Source organism: Mesorhizobium sp. M7D.F.Ca.US.004.01.2.1, assembly GCF_003997785.1.
In the GTDB taxonomy this organism is placed as follows: Bacteria; Pseudomonadota; Alphaproteobacteria; order Rhizobiales; family Rhizobiaceae; genus Mesorhizobium; species Mesorhizobium loti.
On record NZ_RZRQ01000034.1, the window covers coordinates 1 to 16,442 of the forward strand.

Annotated in this window: 14 protein-coding genes; 3 read left to right on the forward strand and 11 right to left on the reverse strand. The window is 60.8% G+C overall.

The features are described from left to right. Together EN993_RS08125 and EN993_RS08130 are read right to left on the reverse strand one after the other, a co-directional pair. On the reverse strand, positions 1-901 hold a 901-nt coding region (locus EN993_RS08125; RefSeq protein ID WP_164757577.1), incomplete at its 3' end, for a mercuric reductase. Next, entirely contained in the window at positions 898-1,359 is a 462-nt protein-coding gene (locus EN993_RS08130) for a DUF4126 domain-containing protein (RefSeq protein WP_127262887.1), read from the reverse strand. The genes EN993_RS08125 and EN993_RS08130, both read right to left, overlap by 4 nt. Positions 1,360-1,546: 187 nt before the next feature. Here EN993_RS08130 and EN993_RS08135 point away from each other — a divergent pair, with 187 nt between their 5' ends. After that, positions 1,547-2,104 (forward strand): sugar O-acetyltransferase, encoded by a 558-nt coding sequence (locus EN993_RS08135; RefSeq protein ID WP_127262888.1) that lies wholly within the window; start codon positions 1,547-1,549, stop codon positions 2,102-2,104. Positions 2,105-2,109: 5 nt separating this feature from the next. Here the strand turns inward: EN993_RS08135 and EN993_RS08140 are convergent, their stop codons facing one another. Further along, positions 2,110-3,105, reverse strand: a complete 996-nt coding sequence (locus EN993_RS08140) for a helix-turn-helix domain-containing protein (RefSeq protein ID WP_127262889.1) — start codon at positions 3,103-3,105, stop codon at positions 2,110-2,112. Positions 3,106-3,232: 127 nt separating this feature from the next. Here EN993_RS08140 and EN993_RS08145 point away from each other — a divergent pair, with 127 nt between their 5' ends. Then, positions 3,233-3,877, forward strand: a complete 645-nt coding sequence (locus EN993_RS08145) for a cysteine hydrolase family protein (RefSeq protein WP_127262890.1) — start codon at positions 3,233-3,235, stop codon at positions 3,875-3,877. Between the two features lie 65 nt (positions 3,878-3,942). Here EN993_RS08145 and EN993_RS08150 read toward each other — a convergent pair whose 3' ends face one another. Beyond that, complete coding sequence (locus EN993_RS08150; protein WP_109659669.1) at positions 3,943-5,622, reverse strand: formate--tetrahydrofolate ligase; 1,680 nt, start codon at positions 5,620-5,622, stop codon at positions 3,943-3,945. 333 nt (positions 5,623-5,955) lie between these two features. Here EN993_RS08150 and EN993_RS08155 point away from each other — a divergent pair, with 333 nt between their 5' ends. Then, on the forward strand, positions 5,956-7,869 hold the full coding sequence (locus EN993_RS08155) for a hypothetical protein (protein WP_127262891.1): 1,914 nt from the start codon (positions 5,956-5,958) through the stop codon (positions 7,867-7,869). A gap of 5 nt (positions 7,870-7,874) precedes the next feature. Here EN993_RS08155 and EN993_RS08160 read toward each other — a convergent pair whose 3' ends face one another. From EN993_RS08160 to EN993_RS08190, 7 genes are all read right to left on the reverse strand, one after another. Then, on the reverse strand, positions 7,875-8,999 hold the full coding sequence (locus tag EN993_RS08160) for a DUF2333 family protein (protein WP_109659672.1): 1,125 nt from the start codon (positions 8,997-8,999) through the stop codon (positions 7,875-7,877). Positions 9,000-9,206: 207 nt separating this feature from the next. Next, positions 9,207-10,511: a DUF6638 family protein gene (locus tag EN993_RS08165; RefSeq protein ID WP_127262892.1), complete on the reverse strand. Its 1,305-nt coding sequence runs from the start codon at positions 10,509-10,511 to the stop codon at positions 9,207-9,209. Positions 10,512-10,520: 9 nt separating this feature from the next. Next, positions 10,521-12,431 carry an ATP-binding protein gene (locus tag EN993_RS08170; protein ID WP_127262893.1) on the reverse strand — a complete coding sequence of 637 codons (1,911 nt, stop codon included), beginning with the start codon at positions 12,429-12,431 and terminating at the stop codon, positions 10,521-10,523. Between the two features lie 24 nt (positions 12,432-12,455). Further along, a complete protein-coding gene (locus tag EN993_RS08175; protein WP_109659679.1) occupies positions 12,456-13,601 on the reverse strand; it encodes a hypothetical protein in 1,146 nt (381 codons plus the stop codon). Positions 13,602-13,632: 31 nt separating this feature from the next. Further along, a complete protein-coding gene (locus tag EN993_RS08180) occupies positions 13,633-14,721 on the reverse strand; it encodes a hypothetical protein (RefSeq protein ID WP_109661265.1) in 1,089 nt (362 codons plus the stop codon). Positions 14,722-15,033: 312 nt separating this feature from the next. Then, on the reverse strand, positions 15,034-15,441 hold the full coding sequence (locus tag EN993_RS08185) for a cytochrome c family protein (protein ID WP_109659681.1): 408 nt from the start codon (positions 15,439-15,441) through the stop codon (positions 15,034-15,036). Positions 15,442-15,549: 108 nt separating this feature from the next. Beyond that, a complete protein-coding gene (locus EN993_RS08190; protein WP_127262894.1) occupies positions 15,550-16,407 on the reverse strand; it encodes a LysR substrate-binding domain-containing protein in 858 nt (285 codons plus the stop codon). Positions 16,408-16,442 lie beyond the last annotated feature (35 nt).

The window sequence follows — 16,442 nt, forward strand, 5'->3', positions numbered from 1 at the left end:
CGGGTACGCTGGTCCGCAGCTGGTCGTCGACGGTGACGAAGCCGCGCTTGTCGACCTCGACGCCGGCCCTGTCGAGGCCGAGATCGTCGGTGTTGGGCGTCCGTCCCAGAGCCAGCAGCACATGCGAGCCAACCGCCGGTGGTTTGCCGGCCGAGAAGGTCACGGCAATGTCCTTGCCCTGTTTGGCGAAAGCGATGTCGTCGGCGCCGGTATGAACCGATATGCCTTCGTTTTCGAGGATGGACAGGATGGCGGCGGAGACATCCTCGTCCTCGCGGCCGGTCAGGCGCGGGCTCTTCTCGATGACGGTAACTTCGCTACCGAAGCGGCGGAACATCTGTGCGAATTCGAGCGAGATGTAGCTGCCGCCGACGACGATGAGATGGCGCGGCAGCACGTCGAGATCCATCATCGAGGAATTGGTCAGATAGTCGATGTCGTGGATACCGGGCAGGGCGGGCACCGAGGCGCGGCCGCCGGTGTTGAGGAAGATCTTCTCGGCGGTCAGAAGGTCGTCGCCGACGCGCACCGTGTTGGCAGATTCGAAACGCGCATGACCGTGATAGAGCGTGCATTTGTCCATGCCGGCGATCCAGGTCTCGAGCCCGGTGCGCGCGTCGATCGTCACCTTGTCCTTGCGTGCCTTGATCGCCTTGAAATTGACGCCGACTGGACCGCCGAGCGTCACTCCGTAGTCGGCGGCGCGGCGCGCCAGATGCGCGGCATAGGCGCTGGCGACCATGGTCTTGGTCGGCATGCAGCCGGTGTTGACGCAGGTGCCGCCGATCAGCTTGCGCTCGATCAGCGCCACGTTCATGCCGGCGGCATTCAGCCGACCGGCCAGCGAAGGGCCGGCCTGTCCGGCGCCGATGATTATGGCGTCGAAGGTCTTGGCCGTCATACCACCGCCGCTACGATCAGCAGGCCGCCGATAATCGCCACCGCGTCCTCGATGAAGGCGGCGGGCTGATCCTTGCCGAAGGCGGCCGCGAGCCGGCCGCGTGCTTCGGCGCCGCCCAGCGTGCCGATGACAGCGCCGATGGCGCCGGCAATCAGGCCGCCGATGGTGGCGCCACCGGTGGCGCCGATCACCGCACCGGTGAAGGCGCCCATGACAATGCGGGCGCCGAATTGCTGCGGTACCTTACGGCTCGGCGTCGATGGCAACTGGTCGGTGACCAGCTCGACGATGGCCAGGATGGTGAAGATGCCGACAGCCACCCAATGGCTCATGAAGCTCGCCCAGGTGCCGGCAACCGGCAGCCAGCCGAGATAAGCACCCCAGGCAACGGCGGCCGGTGCGGTCATGGCGCGAAGACCGGCAATGACCCCGATCAGAAGTGCGAGAATATACAGCATGGTTGATCCCCCTCGATCACCGGGCTAGGACGGCCCGGCAACAGCAGGCTAGCATAGGACCGGCATTTGACCAGCGCATGACTCCGAAAAATCAGAATGGATTTTCGCGCACGATGCTGCCGGATGCTGGCACCTTCCCGTTCACTGCAATTGTGCTTTGGCAGTGACGTCACAGGGAGACATCGTCATGGCTGGAAGCGAGCGCGCAAAGATGGCGGCCGGCCAATGGTACACGTGCCTCGACGACGAACTGGAGGCATTGCGGGTAATAGCGCGTGACGCCGTGTTCGAACACAATTCGCTGCCACCCCGTCAGCGCGGAAACCTCGGGCCTGGCCTGAAGGCTCTGCTCGGCAAAGCCGGCGAGGGGGCTCGCATCGAAGCGCCGTTCCACTGCGCCTATGGTTTCAACATCTTCCTCGGAGATGGCGTCTTCCTCAATGCCGGATGCACCATTCTCGACTCGGCAAACGTGCGTATTGGCAAGGCAACGCTGCTTGGCCCCAATGTGCAGATCTACTGCGCCGAGCACCACAAGGCGGCCAGTGGGCGGCAGGCCGGACTGGAGATCGCCAGGCCGGTCGAGATCGGCGCCGATGCCTGGATCGGCGGCTCAGCCGTCATCCTTGGCGGCGTCAGCATCGGTGAAGGTGCCATCGTCGGCGCCGGCGCGGTGGTGACGCGCGACGTGGCCGCGAACACCACCGTGGTCGGCAATCCGGCACGAGCGGTCAAGCGGAACTGAACAGATCAGGACGACAGGACGTACGTCATGCGCTCGTCCTGATCAGCCCGCCTGGAGAACTCACGCCGGTATTGTGCCGGCGATGTCTTGAGCCTTGCGGCGAAATGCTGGCGCAGCGACGTGGCGCTGCCGAAGCCGGCTTCGAAGGCCACCATGTCCATCGATTTCTCCGTTGCCTCCAGCAGGCGCTGCGCCAGTTCGATCCGCTGGCTGGCCAGCCATTCGCCGAAACTGGTGCCGATCGATTTCTGGAATCGGCGGGTGAAGGTGCGACGGGCGAGGCCTGCGGCCTCGGCGACGCTGTCGAGGCTGTGCGTCTCGCTAAGCGTCGCTCGAACCGCGTCGAGGGCCTGGGCGAAACGGTCGGCGTCCGCGCTTCTTGCCACCGGATGCTCGATGAATTGCGCCTGCCCGCCCTGCCGATGCGGGGAAAGGACGATCTGGCGGGCGAGCCGGAGTGCTGCTTCCGCGCCATAGCGGGCGCGCACGATATGGAGACAGCAGTCGAGGCCGGCCGCGACGCCGGCGGAGGTCACGACGTCGCCATTGTCGACATAGAGCACCGTGGCATCGACGGCGATGTCGGGATGGAGTGTTTGCAACTGCTCGGAATAGGCCCAGTGCGTCGCGGCTCGGCGGCCCGAAAGCAGCCCGGCCGCGGCAATGGCGAAGGTTCCGAGGCACAGGCCGACGATCAAGGCGCCGCGCCCGTGCGCTCTGCGTAGTGTCTCCATCAACAGCGGCGACACCGGTTCGCCCAGATGATGCCAGCTTGGGATGATGACGATGTCGGCGCCGTCGAGCCCGTCGAGCCCATGCGGCGCCGCAACGGTCAGTCCGGCCTCGGTGTGGATCGGGCCGACCTTGGCCGCGCAGATGCGGAAGTCGAAGCGCGGCAGGCCAAGCGCCGTCCTGTCCTCGCCGAAGACCAAGCACGGCACGGAAAGATGGAACGGGCTGATGCCGTCGAAGGCGAGGACGGCAATGGTCGGGTTGGTCATGTTTGCTTCCGGCAGTTGAAAGCGGATTGTCCCAATTCTTTCGAGTGATGTCAATCGGGCCACTTTCGACTGTCTGGGAACCCGCCTATTTTTGATCCATCGCATTCAAGCCGGAAAGGAAAACACCATGTCTGACCCAGCCAACACCACGCCGCGCCGGGCGCTGATCGTCGTCGATGTGCAGAACGACTATGACGGCGGCAATCTCGCCATCCAGCATCCGTCATTCCGCGACAGCGTCGTCAATGTGGCGCGCGCCATGGATGCAGCGACTGCTGCCGGTATCAAGGTGGTGGTCGTCAAGCAGATGGCGCCCGAGACATCGCCGATCTTCGCCAAGGGCAGCCATGGCGGCGAACTCCATCCCGAAATCGCCAGGCGTAAGCGCGATCATTATGTCGAAAAGAACCTGCCCTCCGCCTTCACCGGCACTGACCTCGAGGACTGGCTGCGTGCCAACGCCATCGATACGATCACCGTGGTCGGTTACATGACGCACAATTGCGACCTGTCGACCATCATCCACGCCGTGCATATGGGCTTTGCCGTCGAGTTCCTGTCGGATGCGACCGGCTCGGTGCCTTACGCCAACAGCGCCGGCTACGCCTCGGCCGAGGAGATCCACCGCGTGGTGACGATCATCCTGCAGTCGCGCTTCGCCGCCGTGCTCAAGACCGCCGAATGGGTCGAGTGCCTGAAGACAGGCGCGCTGCCGGAACGTGACACGATCTTCGGCTCCAACCAGCGGGCGCTGTCACGCAGCGCTGCCTAGGGCGATCCGAAAACGAAAAGGGCGCCGCATCGCTGCGGCGCCCTTTTCGTCGAAACTGCAAAGTCTCAGAACAGGCCTTCGATCTGGCCGGCCTCGTTGAGGAAGATCTTTTCCGAGGACGGAGCCTTGGGCAGGCCGGGCATGGTCATGACCTCGCCGCAGATGATGACGACGAAGCCGGCACCGGCCGAAAGCCTGACCTCGCGAACCGGCACGGTGTGACCGGTCGGCGCGCCGCGCAGGTTCGGGTCGGTCGAGAAGGAATACTGGGTCTTGGCCATGCAGACCGGCAGGTGGCCGTAGCCGGCGTCTTCCCAGGCCTTGAGCTGGTCGCGCACCGACTTGTCGGCAATCGCTTCCGAGCCGCGATAGATGCGCTGGACGATGGTGTTGATTTTCTCGAACAGCGGCATGGCATCGGGATAGAGCGGCGCGAACTGCGAGGCGCCGGATTCGGCCAGCGCCACCACCTTGTTGGCAAGCTCCTCGATGCCGGCCGAGCCGTGGGCCCAATGCTTGCACAGGATCGCTTCTTCGCCCATCGAGGCGACATAGTCCTTCATCGCCTGGATCTCGGCGTCGGTGTCGGAATAGAAGTGGTTGATGGCAACCACCGCCGGCACGCCGAACTGGCGGATATTCTCGATGTGGCGGCCGAGGTTGGCGCAGCCCTTCTTCACCGCTTCGACGTTTTCCTTGCCGAGGTCTTCCTTCTTGACGCCGCCATTCATCTTCATGGCGCGCACGGTGGCGACGATGACCGCCGCCGCCGGCTTCAGTCCAGCCTTGCGGCACTTGATGTCGAAGAATTTTTCAGCACCAAGGTCGGCGCCGAAGCCAGCTTCGGTGACGACATAGTCGGCAAGCTTGAGCGCCGTCGTGGTGGCGACGACCGAATTGCAGCCATGTGCGATGTTGGCGAACGGGCCGCCATGGACGAAGGCCGGGTTGTTCTCCAGCGTCTGCACCAGATTGGGCTGCATGGCGTCCTTGAGCAGCACGGCCATGGCGCCGTCGGCCTTGAGGTCGCGGGCATAAACCGCCGACTTGTCGCGACGGTAGGCGACGATGATGTCGCCGAGGCGCTTTTCAAGGTCCTTCAGGTCGGTGGACAGGCACAGAATGGCCATCACTTCGGAGGCGACGGTGATGTCGAAGCCGCCTTCGCGCGGGAAGCCGTTGGCGACGCCGCCGAGCGAGCAGATGATCTCGCGAAGCGCGCGGTCGTTCATGTCCATGACGCGGCGCCAGACGACGCGGCGGGTGTCGATGCCGAGCTCATTGCCCCAGTAGATGTGGTTGTCGATCAGCGCCGAAAGCAGATTGTGCGCCGTGGTGATGGCGTGGAAGTCACCGGTGAAATGGAGGTTCATGTCCTCCATCGGCACGACCTGGGCATAGCCGCCGCCGGCGGCACCGCCCTTGACGCCAAAATTCGGGCCGAGCGACGCCTCGCGGATGCAGACGATCGCCTTCTTGCCGATGCGGTTCAGTCCGTCACCAAGGCCGACCGTGGTCGTGGTCTTGCCTTCGCCGGCCGGCGTCGGGTTGATGGCGGTGACGAGGATCAGCTTGCCGTCCTTGTTGCCCTTCACCGACTTGATGAATTCGGCTGAGATCTTGGCCTTGTCGTGGCCGTAGGGCAGCAGATGTTCGGTCGGGATGCCGATCTTCTGGCCGATCTCCTGGATCTGCTTTTTCTTGGCGCCGCGCGCGATCTCGATGTCGGACTTCACTTCGGCCATGACGGCTTTCCTCTGGATTGGACGGTGGAGGGGACGGGTTTGATCTTACTGGCAAGCAGGTTGGAACCGGGCGCGGGCATGTTCTAACCCTGTCGCGGCCGCGGCGTCAACTTGCATGCAACTATGTTTCCTATGAAGAAAATTCCTCTGCGGACCGGCCGACCTGTCATCGGTTCTTCCTGGCTCCGTTGCCGCGCCGTATAGAAGCCAGACGACGCGTCGCTCCGCCGTCTCAAAACAGCCGCACAATGCACGGAATGCGACAGGCTACGCCGCACGCCGTTGGTGTGCTAATGTGGTTGTAAAGGGGACGAAGTTCAGGGGGAGGGTGCAATGATTATTAGGACAATTCTCGTTATTGCTGCGATCATCTTGGCTCAGCTTCTAGTCGCGTCTGACGAGTCGTCAGCAGCGACAGGGGAGAAAAATTTGGAGCCCAGTCAAGCTTACTCGGAAAACATCGCAGTCATATTCCTGCCCGGTATCTTCGGATCAAAGCTGACGTGCACTGCGGCCGGAAAATATAAGGATGCGTTGATTTGGGGTGACGGTCACTACGGCGGGGACGGTTTGTCTCTGGAAGATTGTCCTACCGCCAAGGCAGAGCTCCTTGGGCGTGCCGAGGTCAATAATATGAGCGGTTTTTGGAAAAGGTTATTCGGCCGCCTAGCAGGAAACTTTTCTGACCTAAATGTGTATTCCAATTTCAAAGATAATCTTAGCTTTTCAACCGATGCAGCAGTGCTCTCATTTCCATACGATTGGCGCCGCTCGAATGCAGCTAGCGCGAGTGACTTCGATGATTATATTTGTAGCGAATTTTCGGAGAAGAAATACAAGAAGTATATTTTCGTCGCCCATAGCATGGGGGGATTAGTCCTCGACGCTTGGATAAAAACGTCGTTTGCCAAGAGCGAGAAGTGCAAGGACGGTAGTCCAATGCCGATCGACATCAAACAAGTTAGTTATTTCATCTTCGGGGGCACCCCGTTCCTCGGTGCTCCGGAGGTTGTAACGTCGATGTTCTCCGGTGATAACAGCATGACTAGAGATCGGTATTTCCGTATGTTGTTCGGCGACACTCTGATAGAGGATGCTATTACATTTGATAGCGTTTATGAGTTGATACCGTTCACAAGTATCATGAAGTCGGACTGCAAGGCGTATCAAGCGAATCAGACAAAAAGAATCATAGAGAAGGTTAGTGTCACCGGTGATCGATCGATCATGAATTTGAGTTTGGTGAACACCTGGCAACAGATGTCTATCCCGCGTCGGTTTCCAGAGAGTTTAAAGGCAAACGAGTACGAATATATTGGAAAGAAGATAGAATCGGCCTCCAATGTCGTTTGCGAACGCCTTTCAGAAGATGTCGGCGAGCCCATCCGGGCTAAGTATCGCTACGTCGTTGGAAAACTTCGCAAAGACAACACGTTCGAAAATACGACGGCAGTTTTAGGTTCGGCCACTCTGAACCAATCGAAAGTCGAATTTCAAACCACGCTTGGTCAGGGTGACGGTACAGTTCCGGAATGGTCAGCGATGAACGGTATCGGCACGTCGGAGATGAATCAGCCTTCGCAAAATACTCACGATCATATCTATGATGATATCTCGATTATGAGTTACTTGCAGAACTCGGTGTCTTCTACTGCGAGTGCTATTGGGCTGATACAGAAGATTGGCTCGGAGAACATAGATAAGGAACAATTTGATAAATATATTGAGGATTCGTCGGAATATGCTGGATTTCTCGACAACGACAGCTATGCCGAATTGGCAAAGTCACTGTCCGATGCTGCACAGCGTTCTGGCATCGATGCGACCGATATCTATCGTTACTCTCGCGGAAATTCGTTGCCTGATGCACAACGCGCGCTGGGCTTCTCTGTTGCGGCATATTCGGTAGGGCTCAACGACAGGTCGAAGGCCTTTTCCTGGATCAACAGTGCAGAATTGAACTTTAAGATGAATAATCCAAGCCGTTCATGGTTTCTGTCACAGAAGGGTCTCGCCGACCCGGCATCCCAGGCGGTCAATGACGACCAACTGCAAGCTCGGCTCAACTCCATCTTAGGAAAATCGCGTCTCTATCTAGGAGACTACGGCGGATTTGACGATCTCGACAACGCCGCCGACGCCGGCTGGGTGAAGGCCGGCGAAAACAAGGCAGCGATCGCCAAACGTGTGGGAGTCGATCTATATCTCGACTCAGCGAGTATACGGACCATGGCTCCGCGTACGTAGCTGATTTACTGGGTCAGTACGTTGCTGATTTCGACCATGTTGGAGCGCACCCTGAGCACATAGAAGCCCATCGTCGTCAGATGCGTCGGCAAGATCCAGCCGTCCTCGCGGCCATTGGCGATGATGAAGGGCTGGATGCGCAGCGCCGAGACGAACTGCGAGTCCATCGTGTCCCACAGGTTCTGCAGATGCTTTTCCTTGATGACGTCCTCGAAGTCGGCCTGGGCGCCCTTCATCAGGCCGTAATAGCCATAGAGCTGGCCATAGGCGAACCAGAAGCGGTCGTCGGCGCGGAAATCGAACCAGCCATTGTTGTGGTTCTCGGCGCGTTCCTTGAGGATGGCCGAGGTCGAGCCGATGTCGGACGAGATGCGGTCGATATATTGTTTCAGATTGTCGGCGCGGGCGTCGAACGTCGCCTGGCAGGTGGCGAGGCGAGCGTTGAAGGAACGCAGCATGCGCACGGCGTCGCGATAGTAGCTTGGCGTCGGCGTCTTGGGGCCGAACGGATTCAGGCCGAAATACCAGGTCTCCTCGTCGAACTGCAGGTTGCCACGGGCATTCTGCAGATCGCTGTCGATCTGCGAGGTGGTGCGCACACGGCCGAGATTGTCGGCAAGTTCCGTCGCGGTGCGCCGCACCGCCTGGTTGATGCCGCGCTGGAACGAAGCCTTGTTGTCCATCCACGGCGTGTTGTCCCAGTCGATGCCGAACAAGCCGAGCTTGTAGAGGATCATCGACGAGATCCAGGCATTCTGGTTGACGTTGAAGTCGGTCAGGTCGGCGGCTACCTGGGCGATGCCGGAATTGCCGCAGGTCTTGGCGGTGTCGGTGCCGGCGCCCGCCGAGACCTGTTCGCCGGCGGAGACATTGCGCTTCTCGAACGTGTAGGTGTCGGGATAGTTCGGGTTGAAATTGTTCCACCACTGGGTGGCGTAGAAGAAGTTGGCATAGAGGCCGATCAGCACCAGCACAGCGACGCCGACCGCCGCCTTGAGGATCCAGCCGCGCTGCGTGTACCAGCGCCCGGCCCACAGGAACGGCCACAGGATCACGCCGATGAGCAGGCCGATGCCGCGGCCGATCCACTGGAAAATCCGGGTGAAGAAGTTCACGATCGGATCAAGCATGGCGATGTCACCCCCTCAAAGCATAATGCCAAAAAGTTGCAGACTTTTTGGATAACATCATGCGCCAAAACAACAAGTTAGAACGAAATAACGGGTCATTTCGTTCTAGAGCAATTCCAGGAAAAGTGTGAAACGGTTTTCCGTCCGGAATTGCGTCAAATCAACGGGATAGAGCGGTTCGGCGTTTCCGTTAGACGGTGAACCGCTCTAGTCAGTCAGGCCGTAGAGGCGTGTGCGAAACGCCACCTTGTCCTTCAAATATGTGGTTTTGAGAACGTCCACAACATGCGATCGCCAGGCGTCGCTGAAGCCGTCATAGTCCTTGTAGAAGCCCTGCTTGTTGAAGATGTAGCGCGAGACGAAGTCCGACAGCACGAAATCCGAGATCAGCCGGTTGGTCAGCCAGGCGTCAGGATGATCCGGCTTGGCGCGGATCACCAGGAAGCGCTGCTGCGGGAAGACATCCTCGATCTTGAGGTGGCCGAGCTGGGCGATCTCGCGCTTGGCAGCGTTGAGGAAGGGAAAGTTGCCGTCTTTGGTGATCAGGTCGGCATGGCTCTGGATCCAGGTCTGCAGCCAGACCTTGTCGACATCGGTCAGGTTGCGGTTCGGCTCGGCATCGCGGATCAGCGCGCGCACCACCATCTCGGCGCGGTGCTCGAGATAGCCTGAGGCCTCGATCCAGGAGGCGCGCGGCAACTCGATGCGGCCGGTGGTGGCGAGGAACTTGAACACCTTGTCGGCGTCGTTGATCGAGAGATAGCTGACCTGCCACGGCCGCGAACGGCGAAAGCCAGGTGCAGCCGGATCGCTGATCACCGTCGTCATGTCCGGGTCGACGAACACGTAAAGGCCGCCGAAATGGCTGGTCCAGTAGGCGTTGTGGCGGAAGATCACCTGGTCCGGCACCAGCGCGTTCTCGCGGATGTCGCCGCAGATCTTGGCGAGCTCGACCATGCGGGTCAGCATGGCGTTGTCACGCCAGGCGTCAGGCTCCTGCTTCAGCCGGTCGACGAGCTTGCCGAGTTCGGCGGCCTTGCCCAACACATCCTCGGCTGACAGCACCTTGAACTCGACCTGGCTGATCGACAGCAGGTCCTCGATGTCGTTGACCTTGGGAACGGAATCCTCGATCTCGCCGTAGATGACGTCCTTGATGGTCAGCGCGTCGATGGCGCGCTGGTTCTTGGACATGAACTCGAACATCAGCTGCGAGGTGTTGGAGAAGGCGGTGTGCACCACCGGCAGGTCGATCTGCGACGGCGTCAGGATGATGAAGCGGCGGTTGACCTCGTTGGGATCGAGATAATCATAGTCACCGCATTCCTCGGCCACTTCGGGCGAGAAGCCGGTGCGGTCGATCTGGAAGCTCTTCAGCTTGGTCGGCTTCAGGCCGAATGCAGCCAGCGCCTTGTTATAGCGCTGGATCAGATGCGGCTCGTCGACCGTCAGCAGCCGGCCATAGATCAGCTCATTGTCGCGCAGAAGATCGGGTTTCTTGGCGTGGGTCATTGCCTACCTTTAGGCATTCCATAGCCCCTTCTTCTTCATCTCCTCCATCTCGCGCGCGGCCCGTTCGCGCAGGCGGGCGTCGCGCAGCAGCTTTTGCACAGCGGAGTCGTCGGACTTGTCGGAATAGCGGAACTCGCTATCGGCGTAGCGGTTGATCTCCTGCATGACCATGTCCATCGAGAACGGTCCGCGCAGTTCCTCGATCATCGCTTTCTTCTCGTCGTAGCCCTTGTGCATGAAGACTTCCGGCTTCTCGAACCAGTCGTCGGGAAGCTCGATGTCCATGGCGCGCATCTTGATGGCGTCGGTGACGTTCTTGATGGCGCGGCCGGTGAAGCGCGGCTCGGCATCCTTGATCAGGTGCAGATAGGTGCCGATGTCGGCCATCGACTTCGGCGCGCCGTTCTCCTTCATGTAGCGTTCGTAGACCTTGATCAGCCCGTCCTCTTGCGGCTTCTCGTGTTCCTCATAGGCTTCGGTCACGGCGCGCTGGATTTCCTGCGCGGCGTAGAGATCGTGGTCGCCGAGCGGGATCTTGTGGTTCTTGCCGGCGAGCAGCACGAAGATGTCGATGTAGTCGTCGCGCGACTGCGGCCCGTCGACCAGCCAGCGGGCGCCGGCGCGCTGGCGCAGCGCGTCGTCGACGTTCTCGGGATAGTTGGAGAACATGCCGAACGAGCAGTTGCCGCGCACCACGGTGGCGGCGCCGGCGAAGGCATCCATCAAGACGCCTGTGATCTCCTGCTGGCCGGCCGAGGCGCGGTCGTCGGAGCGGCGCGCCGCCACCTGATCGATGTCGTCGATAGTGCCGAAGCCGATGACGCGCGGGTCCAGCACATTGTTGATGAACTGGCGGCAGTTCTGGCCCGACTTGCCCTGGTAGGACGAGATCTGGTCGACGCCGAAATTCTCATAGGCGAAGGGATAGCCGGCGACCTGGCAATAGCCGTTGACGAGGCCGGCGATCATCTGGATCAGCGTCGTCTTGCCGGTGCCGGGCGCGCCGTCGCCGATGAAAGTGAACAGGAAGCCGCCGAGCTCGACGAACGGATTGAGTTCGCGCTCGAAGTCGTAGGCCATCAGCATCTTAGCGAGCTTGACCGACTGGTATTTGGCGATGTGGTTGCCGACGACCTCTTCCGGCTTCTTGAAGGTCATCACCAGCGGCTTGGAGCGCTTGCCCGGCGCGACGTCGAAACCATCGAGGGTGAAATCGTCGGCATCGATGCGGATATGGGCGTTCTCGAACGGGCCGATGCCGTCGAAGCGACCCTTGCGCGCCAGAAGCCCGTCGATGGTGACGCGGGCAAAGGCGCGTGCCCTTGTCATCAGGTCGGCGTCGTCGGACGATCCCGAGATTGCCTTGTCAAGGCCGGCGAGGATCGACTTCACCGCATCCTGCGGCGTGTCGAACAGGAAGTCCGGTTCGGGACTATCGTTGGGCGCCTCGCCGTCGCTGTCGATCAGCTGGAACAGATAGGAGGCGAGGCTGAAGGCTGAGATGTAAGCCGAGGCCGACAGAAGCTTCTTGAAGGTGGACGCCTCGTCGCCTTCGAGCGGTGCGCGCGTGTTCCTGGCCTGCAGGCTTTCGAGGTCCGAGCCTTCGGCAAAGACGTCCGATATGGCCAGCGCGATCGCCGTGCCGCGCCGGGCGCGAAACAAGAGCGTGTGCTGCGGAATGGTCAGCAGCTGGTCGTCGGGATGGACGGCGCCGACTGTCTTCGACAGCTCGACCTCGCGCGTGCGGCGCACCGAACCGACCGAGACGGTGGAGACGAAGCGGCGGTTGGTGCCGGCAAGTGCTGTGCCGGACTCGCGTGACGGATCCTCCAGCACGACAATGCGGGTGATGAAGCTCTGCGCGGTGGCGCGATGCTTCTCTATGGCGGCTTCCGGGATGGTGGTCAGGCCGGTATCCATGAAGGGTGCTCCGTGGTGTGACGGTCAGACGTCTGAGATGACCTGTCCGTTGGACAGGATGTGAACCTTGTAGCCGGCAAAAATCTTCTGCGCCTCGCCGGCTGCGTAGAGCGCCTGGTAGGCTTCGTGCGGGATCAGCGCATGGTTTTCGTAGCTCGACACGCCCTGGCGCGCGGCTTCCAGATCGTCGGTGTTGATGAAGAATTCCTGCGTCGTCTTCTCGCTCGAAAACAGCCCCTTGCGGCCGGGTTTCTCGCCCTTGGAGTAGACCTCCTGGATGGTCCAGGTCAGCAGCCAGGCATTTTCCGGCTTGCGCACCTTGGCCAGAACCTCGGTCACCGTCGAATTGTTGTCGGTGATGCCGGCCGAATAGAACGGGCCGAGCACGACGCGACGCAACTGCTTGGGGTGCAGCGGCTCGAAATCCTTGTCGAGGTTGACGGCGATGGTCGCCGGCGACAGCGTATAGGCGGAATTCTTCTCTGTGAAATCGTCGAAACGGTGGGCAAGCTCGGGATTGAGCAGGCCGTCGACCGGCAGCGGAATGTCGATCGTCTCGTTCAGCTTGCCGTTTCTGTCGACGAGCTGGCGGATCATCGCTTCGGAAGAATCCTCCACCGTCACCATGTAGACCAGCGGCAGGTTGGCACTGCCGTCGAACGTCGCCCAGTGGACGAGATAATAAGGTCGCGCCGTCTTCGGATTGACCGAGACGTTAGCCGTTTGCGCCAGTGTGAACGGGCCGAACGTGTTCTCGCTTTTCACGTCCTCGAGATAGAGCCGCTCGGCCATCGACTTCTGCAGCGCCTCGGGGAATTCCTTGTGGCGCAGGATGAAGTCGGCCATTTCCTCGCGCAACTCGCCGGCCAGCGGAATGTTGGCAAGCCGCGCATCGGCCTGGCGGCGATCGTTTTCCAGTTCGAGCAGGTTCTGGAAGACCGGGAAGCCACTTTCGGCGCGCGAAATGCGGAACGTGTCCATGAAGCCTAGCCGGTTGCGCCAGCAGGCAAACGACTTGTCGAGCCGGGCAATGTATTCGGCGACGATCTTGGCGACGATGCCATGCCGGTAGAGCGGCGAGCGATCGTCGCGCATGAACACTTCAAGGCCGCTGAGCGCGGCCGTGATGGCGGAGAAATACCGTGCAGCCGCTTCGTTTTCGGGGGTCATGCCTGTGCGCTCGCGGGCAGTCCTGTCACCCCTAAGACTGCACGTAGTTTGCCGAATTGTGCTTCTTCAACACCTCGTCGAAGCGGCGGGCGAAGGCATCGTCGGCCAGCTTCTTGCGGCGCTGGATGTCGGCGCTGGCGACCATGTTCTTCTCGTGCATCTCGAGCAGGTCGCCGATGTGCTTCTGCGATGCAGCACCGATGCCGGCCATGGTTTCCTCGGCCGTGTTGTCGACCTGGCTGCCCAGCGTGTTGATCTTGTGGGCGACGTCCTGCTGGGCGGCGGTCTTCAGCGAATCTTCCAGCGCCTTGTAGAGCACGATGCGCTGCTCGGTATCGATGGTCAGCTTGTTGATCAGCGTCGATTGCGCGGCGATCTGGTTGTTGAGCGAATCAACGAAGGTCTGGAACATCGAGGTGTAGCGCTCGAGCGTCTGGCTTTCGGCCAGCAGTTCCTGCTCCTTGGCCTGCTTTTCGTTGTATTCCGTCGCCAGCTTGGAGCGGTCGCCTTCGAGCTGCGTGCGGTCCTTCTGGCTGGTCGAGGCTGCGATCTTGTTTTCGATGTCGAGCAGCATCGGATTGAGTTCCTCGATGCGCTTCTGCACGGCTTCGAGGTTGGTCATCGTGGTCTTGCGGCGCTCGATGACCTGCGACAGGCTGGTCTCGGAGGTCTTGTAGCGCTGATCGAGGACTTCTTTTTGCGCCTTCAGGATGCCGACGATGGTGTCTGACTTGACCAGCAGTTCCTGCAGATTGCCGGCCAGCGACATGTTGCGGACGCGGTCGGTGCGCATGCGCTGCTTGCTCTGGCTGGAGAAGACGCCGATGAATTTTTCCCAGCCGGTGTAGTTCTTCATGCTCTCGAACTCGGCGCCGAAGACGTTGGTGGCGTCCTCCAGCCCGATGATCAGGTCGGCGATGTTGCCTTCCATCACCTTCTGCTGCTTCAGCACGTCCTCGATGCGGGCGTTCTCGATGTCGAAATTGGCGTCGCCGATCTTCTTGTCGGCGGTGGCGAGCGTATCAAGCACGGTGCCGGACTGCTCGATCTTGGTGCGCATGTCCTGCACGACCTGCTTGGTCTTGGCAATTTCGGCGTCGAAATTCTGCAATGTCGCCATTGGGGCCTCCCGCTTCGGCATCACGTCGCTGGTCGCGAACAGCGGCGAATATATGTGGGGCATCCGGGGATTGAAAGACGCAAGACAACACCCGCCTCGAAAACAAAAGAATCCGTCGCGGTCTTGAAAGTTAGTGAAGGTGGGGTCATGGCGTGATTAGCTTGCCGGTTAGGCATAGTTCAGCTGTCATTGAACTTTCATGCGGCAAAGCGATGGCGCATGGATGCCTTTGTATTCGGCAAACCACTGAAGCAATCGTGGCCGCGATATGCGACGCGAAAGCCGGCTTTACAGAGGCGGACGAACAGCGGATCAGGGCTTGGGATCGGCCTTCAGATAGGCGATGACATTGGCGATGTCGTCGTCCTTGGTCAGGCCGGCAAACGCCATCTTGTTGCCGGGCACTTTCAGCTTGGGGGCCTTGATATACTCGGCGAGATTGGCTTCATCCCACACCAGGGCGGCAGCACCGGCACTCTTCATCGCCTCGGAGTAGTGACCAAGAAAACTCTCGGCGCTACCGGCGGTGCGGCCGACGACGCCCATCAAATGCGGGCCGACCTTGTCGCGGTCGGTGGCCGCTTCATGGCAGGCGATGCATCGGTTGAAGACCTTCTTGCCCAGGGCCGGGTCACCGCCGGCATGGGCGGCAAGGGAGGTGGCAAGGACAAGGGAGGTGGCAAGGAGAAGAAAGCTGGCGGACGAAGCGGCTCGAAACATGGCTGACCCCGGAGAGCTCTGGCTGTCGGCCTTATAGGGCCGAGGCCTTAACAAACGCTGCATCGTGGCGGGATTGCGGAAGACAGGCCCTGACAATGGTATTGCAAGTCAGGCCTGCTGTGCCAGGTCGCGGCGCAGGAAGTCATTCAGCCGTTCGACCGCCGGCGTCATCGACAGAGGGTTGCGCAGGATGCCGATTTCGAGGTCCGGCAGCACCGGAAGCCCTTCATTGCCGCCGATGATGCGCAGCGATGGCGGTACGCTGCGCAGGGCGAGGCCAGCCACCGCGAGCCCGGCCTGGACGACCGCGATCAGGCCAAGCAGAGAGGCGCTTGAATAGGTGCAGCGGTAGGAGCGGTCGACATCGCCAAGCGCCTGCAGGACATTCATCCTGGCGGCGCAGCCCGGTTCGAACAAGGCAACCGGAAGCGGGTCGGTCTCCCAGGCGACATGGTTGGGTGAGGCGACCCAGACGAAGCGCTCCAGCCGGATGACCTCCAGCGGCTGCTCCGGCAAGCGGGTGACGATGGCGAGATCCAGCCGCCCCTCCGCCAGCGTCTTCACCAGTGCGGTCGACTGTTCGCAGATCAATTCCACCGTCACCAAGGGGTGCTCCGCCGCAAAGCGCGACAGCACGGGTGGCAACAGGAAGGCAGCATAGTCGTCCGGCACACCCAGACGGACGCTGCCGGTCTCCTTCGGCCGGGTGACGCTCGCCCATGCCTCATCGGAAAGCTTCAGCAACCGGCGCGCATAGATCAGGAAATCCTCGCCGACGGCATTGGGGATGACGGTTCTGGGGCCACGCACCAGGAGCTGATTGCCGACCATCTCCTCCAGCCGCTGCATCTGCATGCTGACGGCCGACTGGCTGCGGCCGACCCTGGGTGCTGCATTGGAAAGGCTGCCGCTCTCGACGACGGCGACGAAGGTTTTCAGCAAGTTGAGATCGAGTGGCGCGGCCATGGTGCTATCAGCATATCGAATAGATCATTCCAAAT

Bases quoted from the DNA above. Each gene is read 5' to 3' on its own strand.
- EN993_RS08180 (WP_109661265.1), bottom strand. From the start codon at position 14,721: ATGGCGACATTGCAGAATTTCGACGCCGAAATTGCCAAGACCAAGCAG.
- EN993_RS08175 (WP_109659679.1), bottom strand. From the start codon at position 13,601: ATGACCCCCGAAAACGAAGCGGCTGCACGGTATTTCTCCGCCATCACG.
- EN993_RS08130 (WP_127262887.1), bottom strand. From the start codon at position 1,359: ATGCTGTATATTCTCGCACTTCTGATCGGGGTCATTGCCGGTCTTCGC.
- EN993_RS08170 (WP_127262893.1), bottom strand. From the start codon at position 12,431: ATGGATACCGGCCTGACCACCATCCCGGAAGCCGCCATAGAGAAGCAT.
- EN993_RS08185 (WP_109659681.1), bottom strand. From the start codon at position 15,441: ATGTTTCGAGCCGCTTCGTCCGCCAGCTTTCTTCTCCTTGCCACCTCC.
- EN993_RS08190 (WP_127262894.1), bottom strand. From the start codon at position 16,407: ATGGCCGCGCCACTCGATCTCAACTTGCTGAAAACCTTCGTCGCCGTC.
- EN993_RS08155 (WP_127262891.1), top strand. From the start codon at position 5,956: ATGATTATTAGGACAATTCTCGTTATTGCTGCGATCATCTTGGCTCAG.
- EN993_RS08160 (WP_109659672.1), bottom strand. From the start codon at position 8,999: ATGCTTGATCCGATCGTGAACTTCTTCACCCGGATTTTCCAGTGGATC.
- EN993_RS08150 (WP_109659669.1), bottom strand. From the start codon at position 5,622: ATGGCCGAAGTGAAGTCCGACATCGAGATCGCGCGCGGCGCCAAGAAA.
- EN993_RS08165 (WP_127262892.1), bottom strand. From the start codon at position 10,511: ATGACCCACGCCAAGAAACCCGATCTTCTGCGCGACAATGAGCTGATC.
- EN993_RS08145 (WP_127262890.1), top strand. From the start codon at position 3,233: ATGTCTGACCCAGCCAACACCACGCCGCGCCGGGCGCTGATCGTCGTC.
- EN993_RS08140 (WP_127262889.1), bottom strand. From the start codon at position 3,105: ATGACCAACCCGACCATTGCCGTCCTCGCCTTCGACGGCATCAGCCCG.
- EN993_RS08135 (WP_127262888.1), top strand. From the start codon at position 1,547: ATGGCTGGAAGCGAGCGCGCAAAGATGGCGGCCGGCCAATGGTACACG.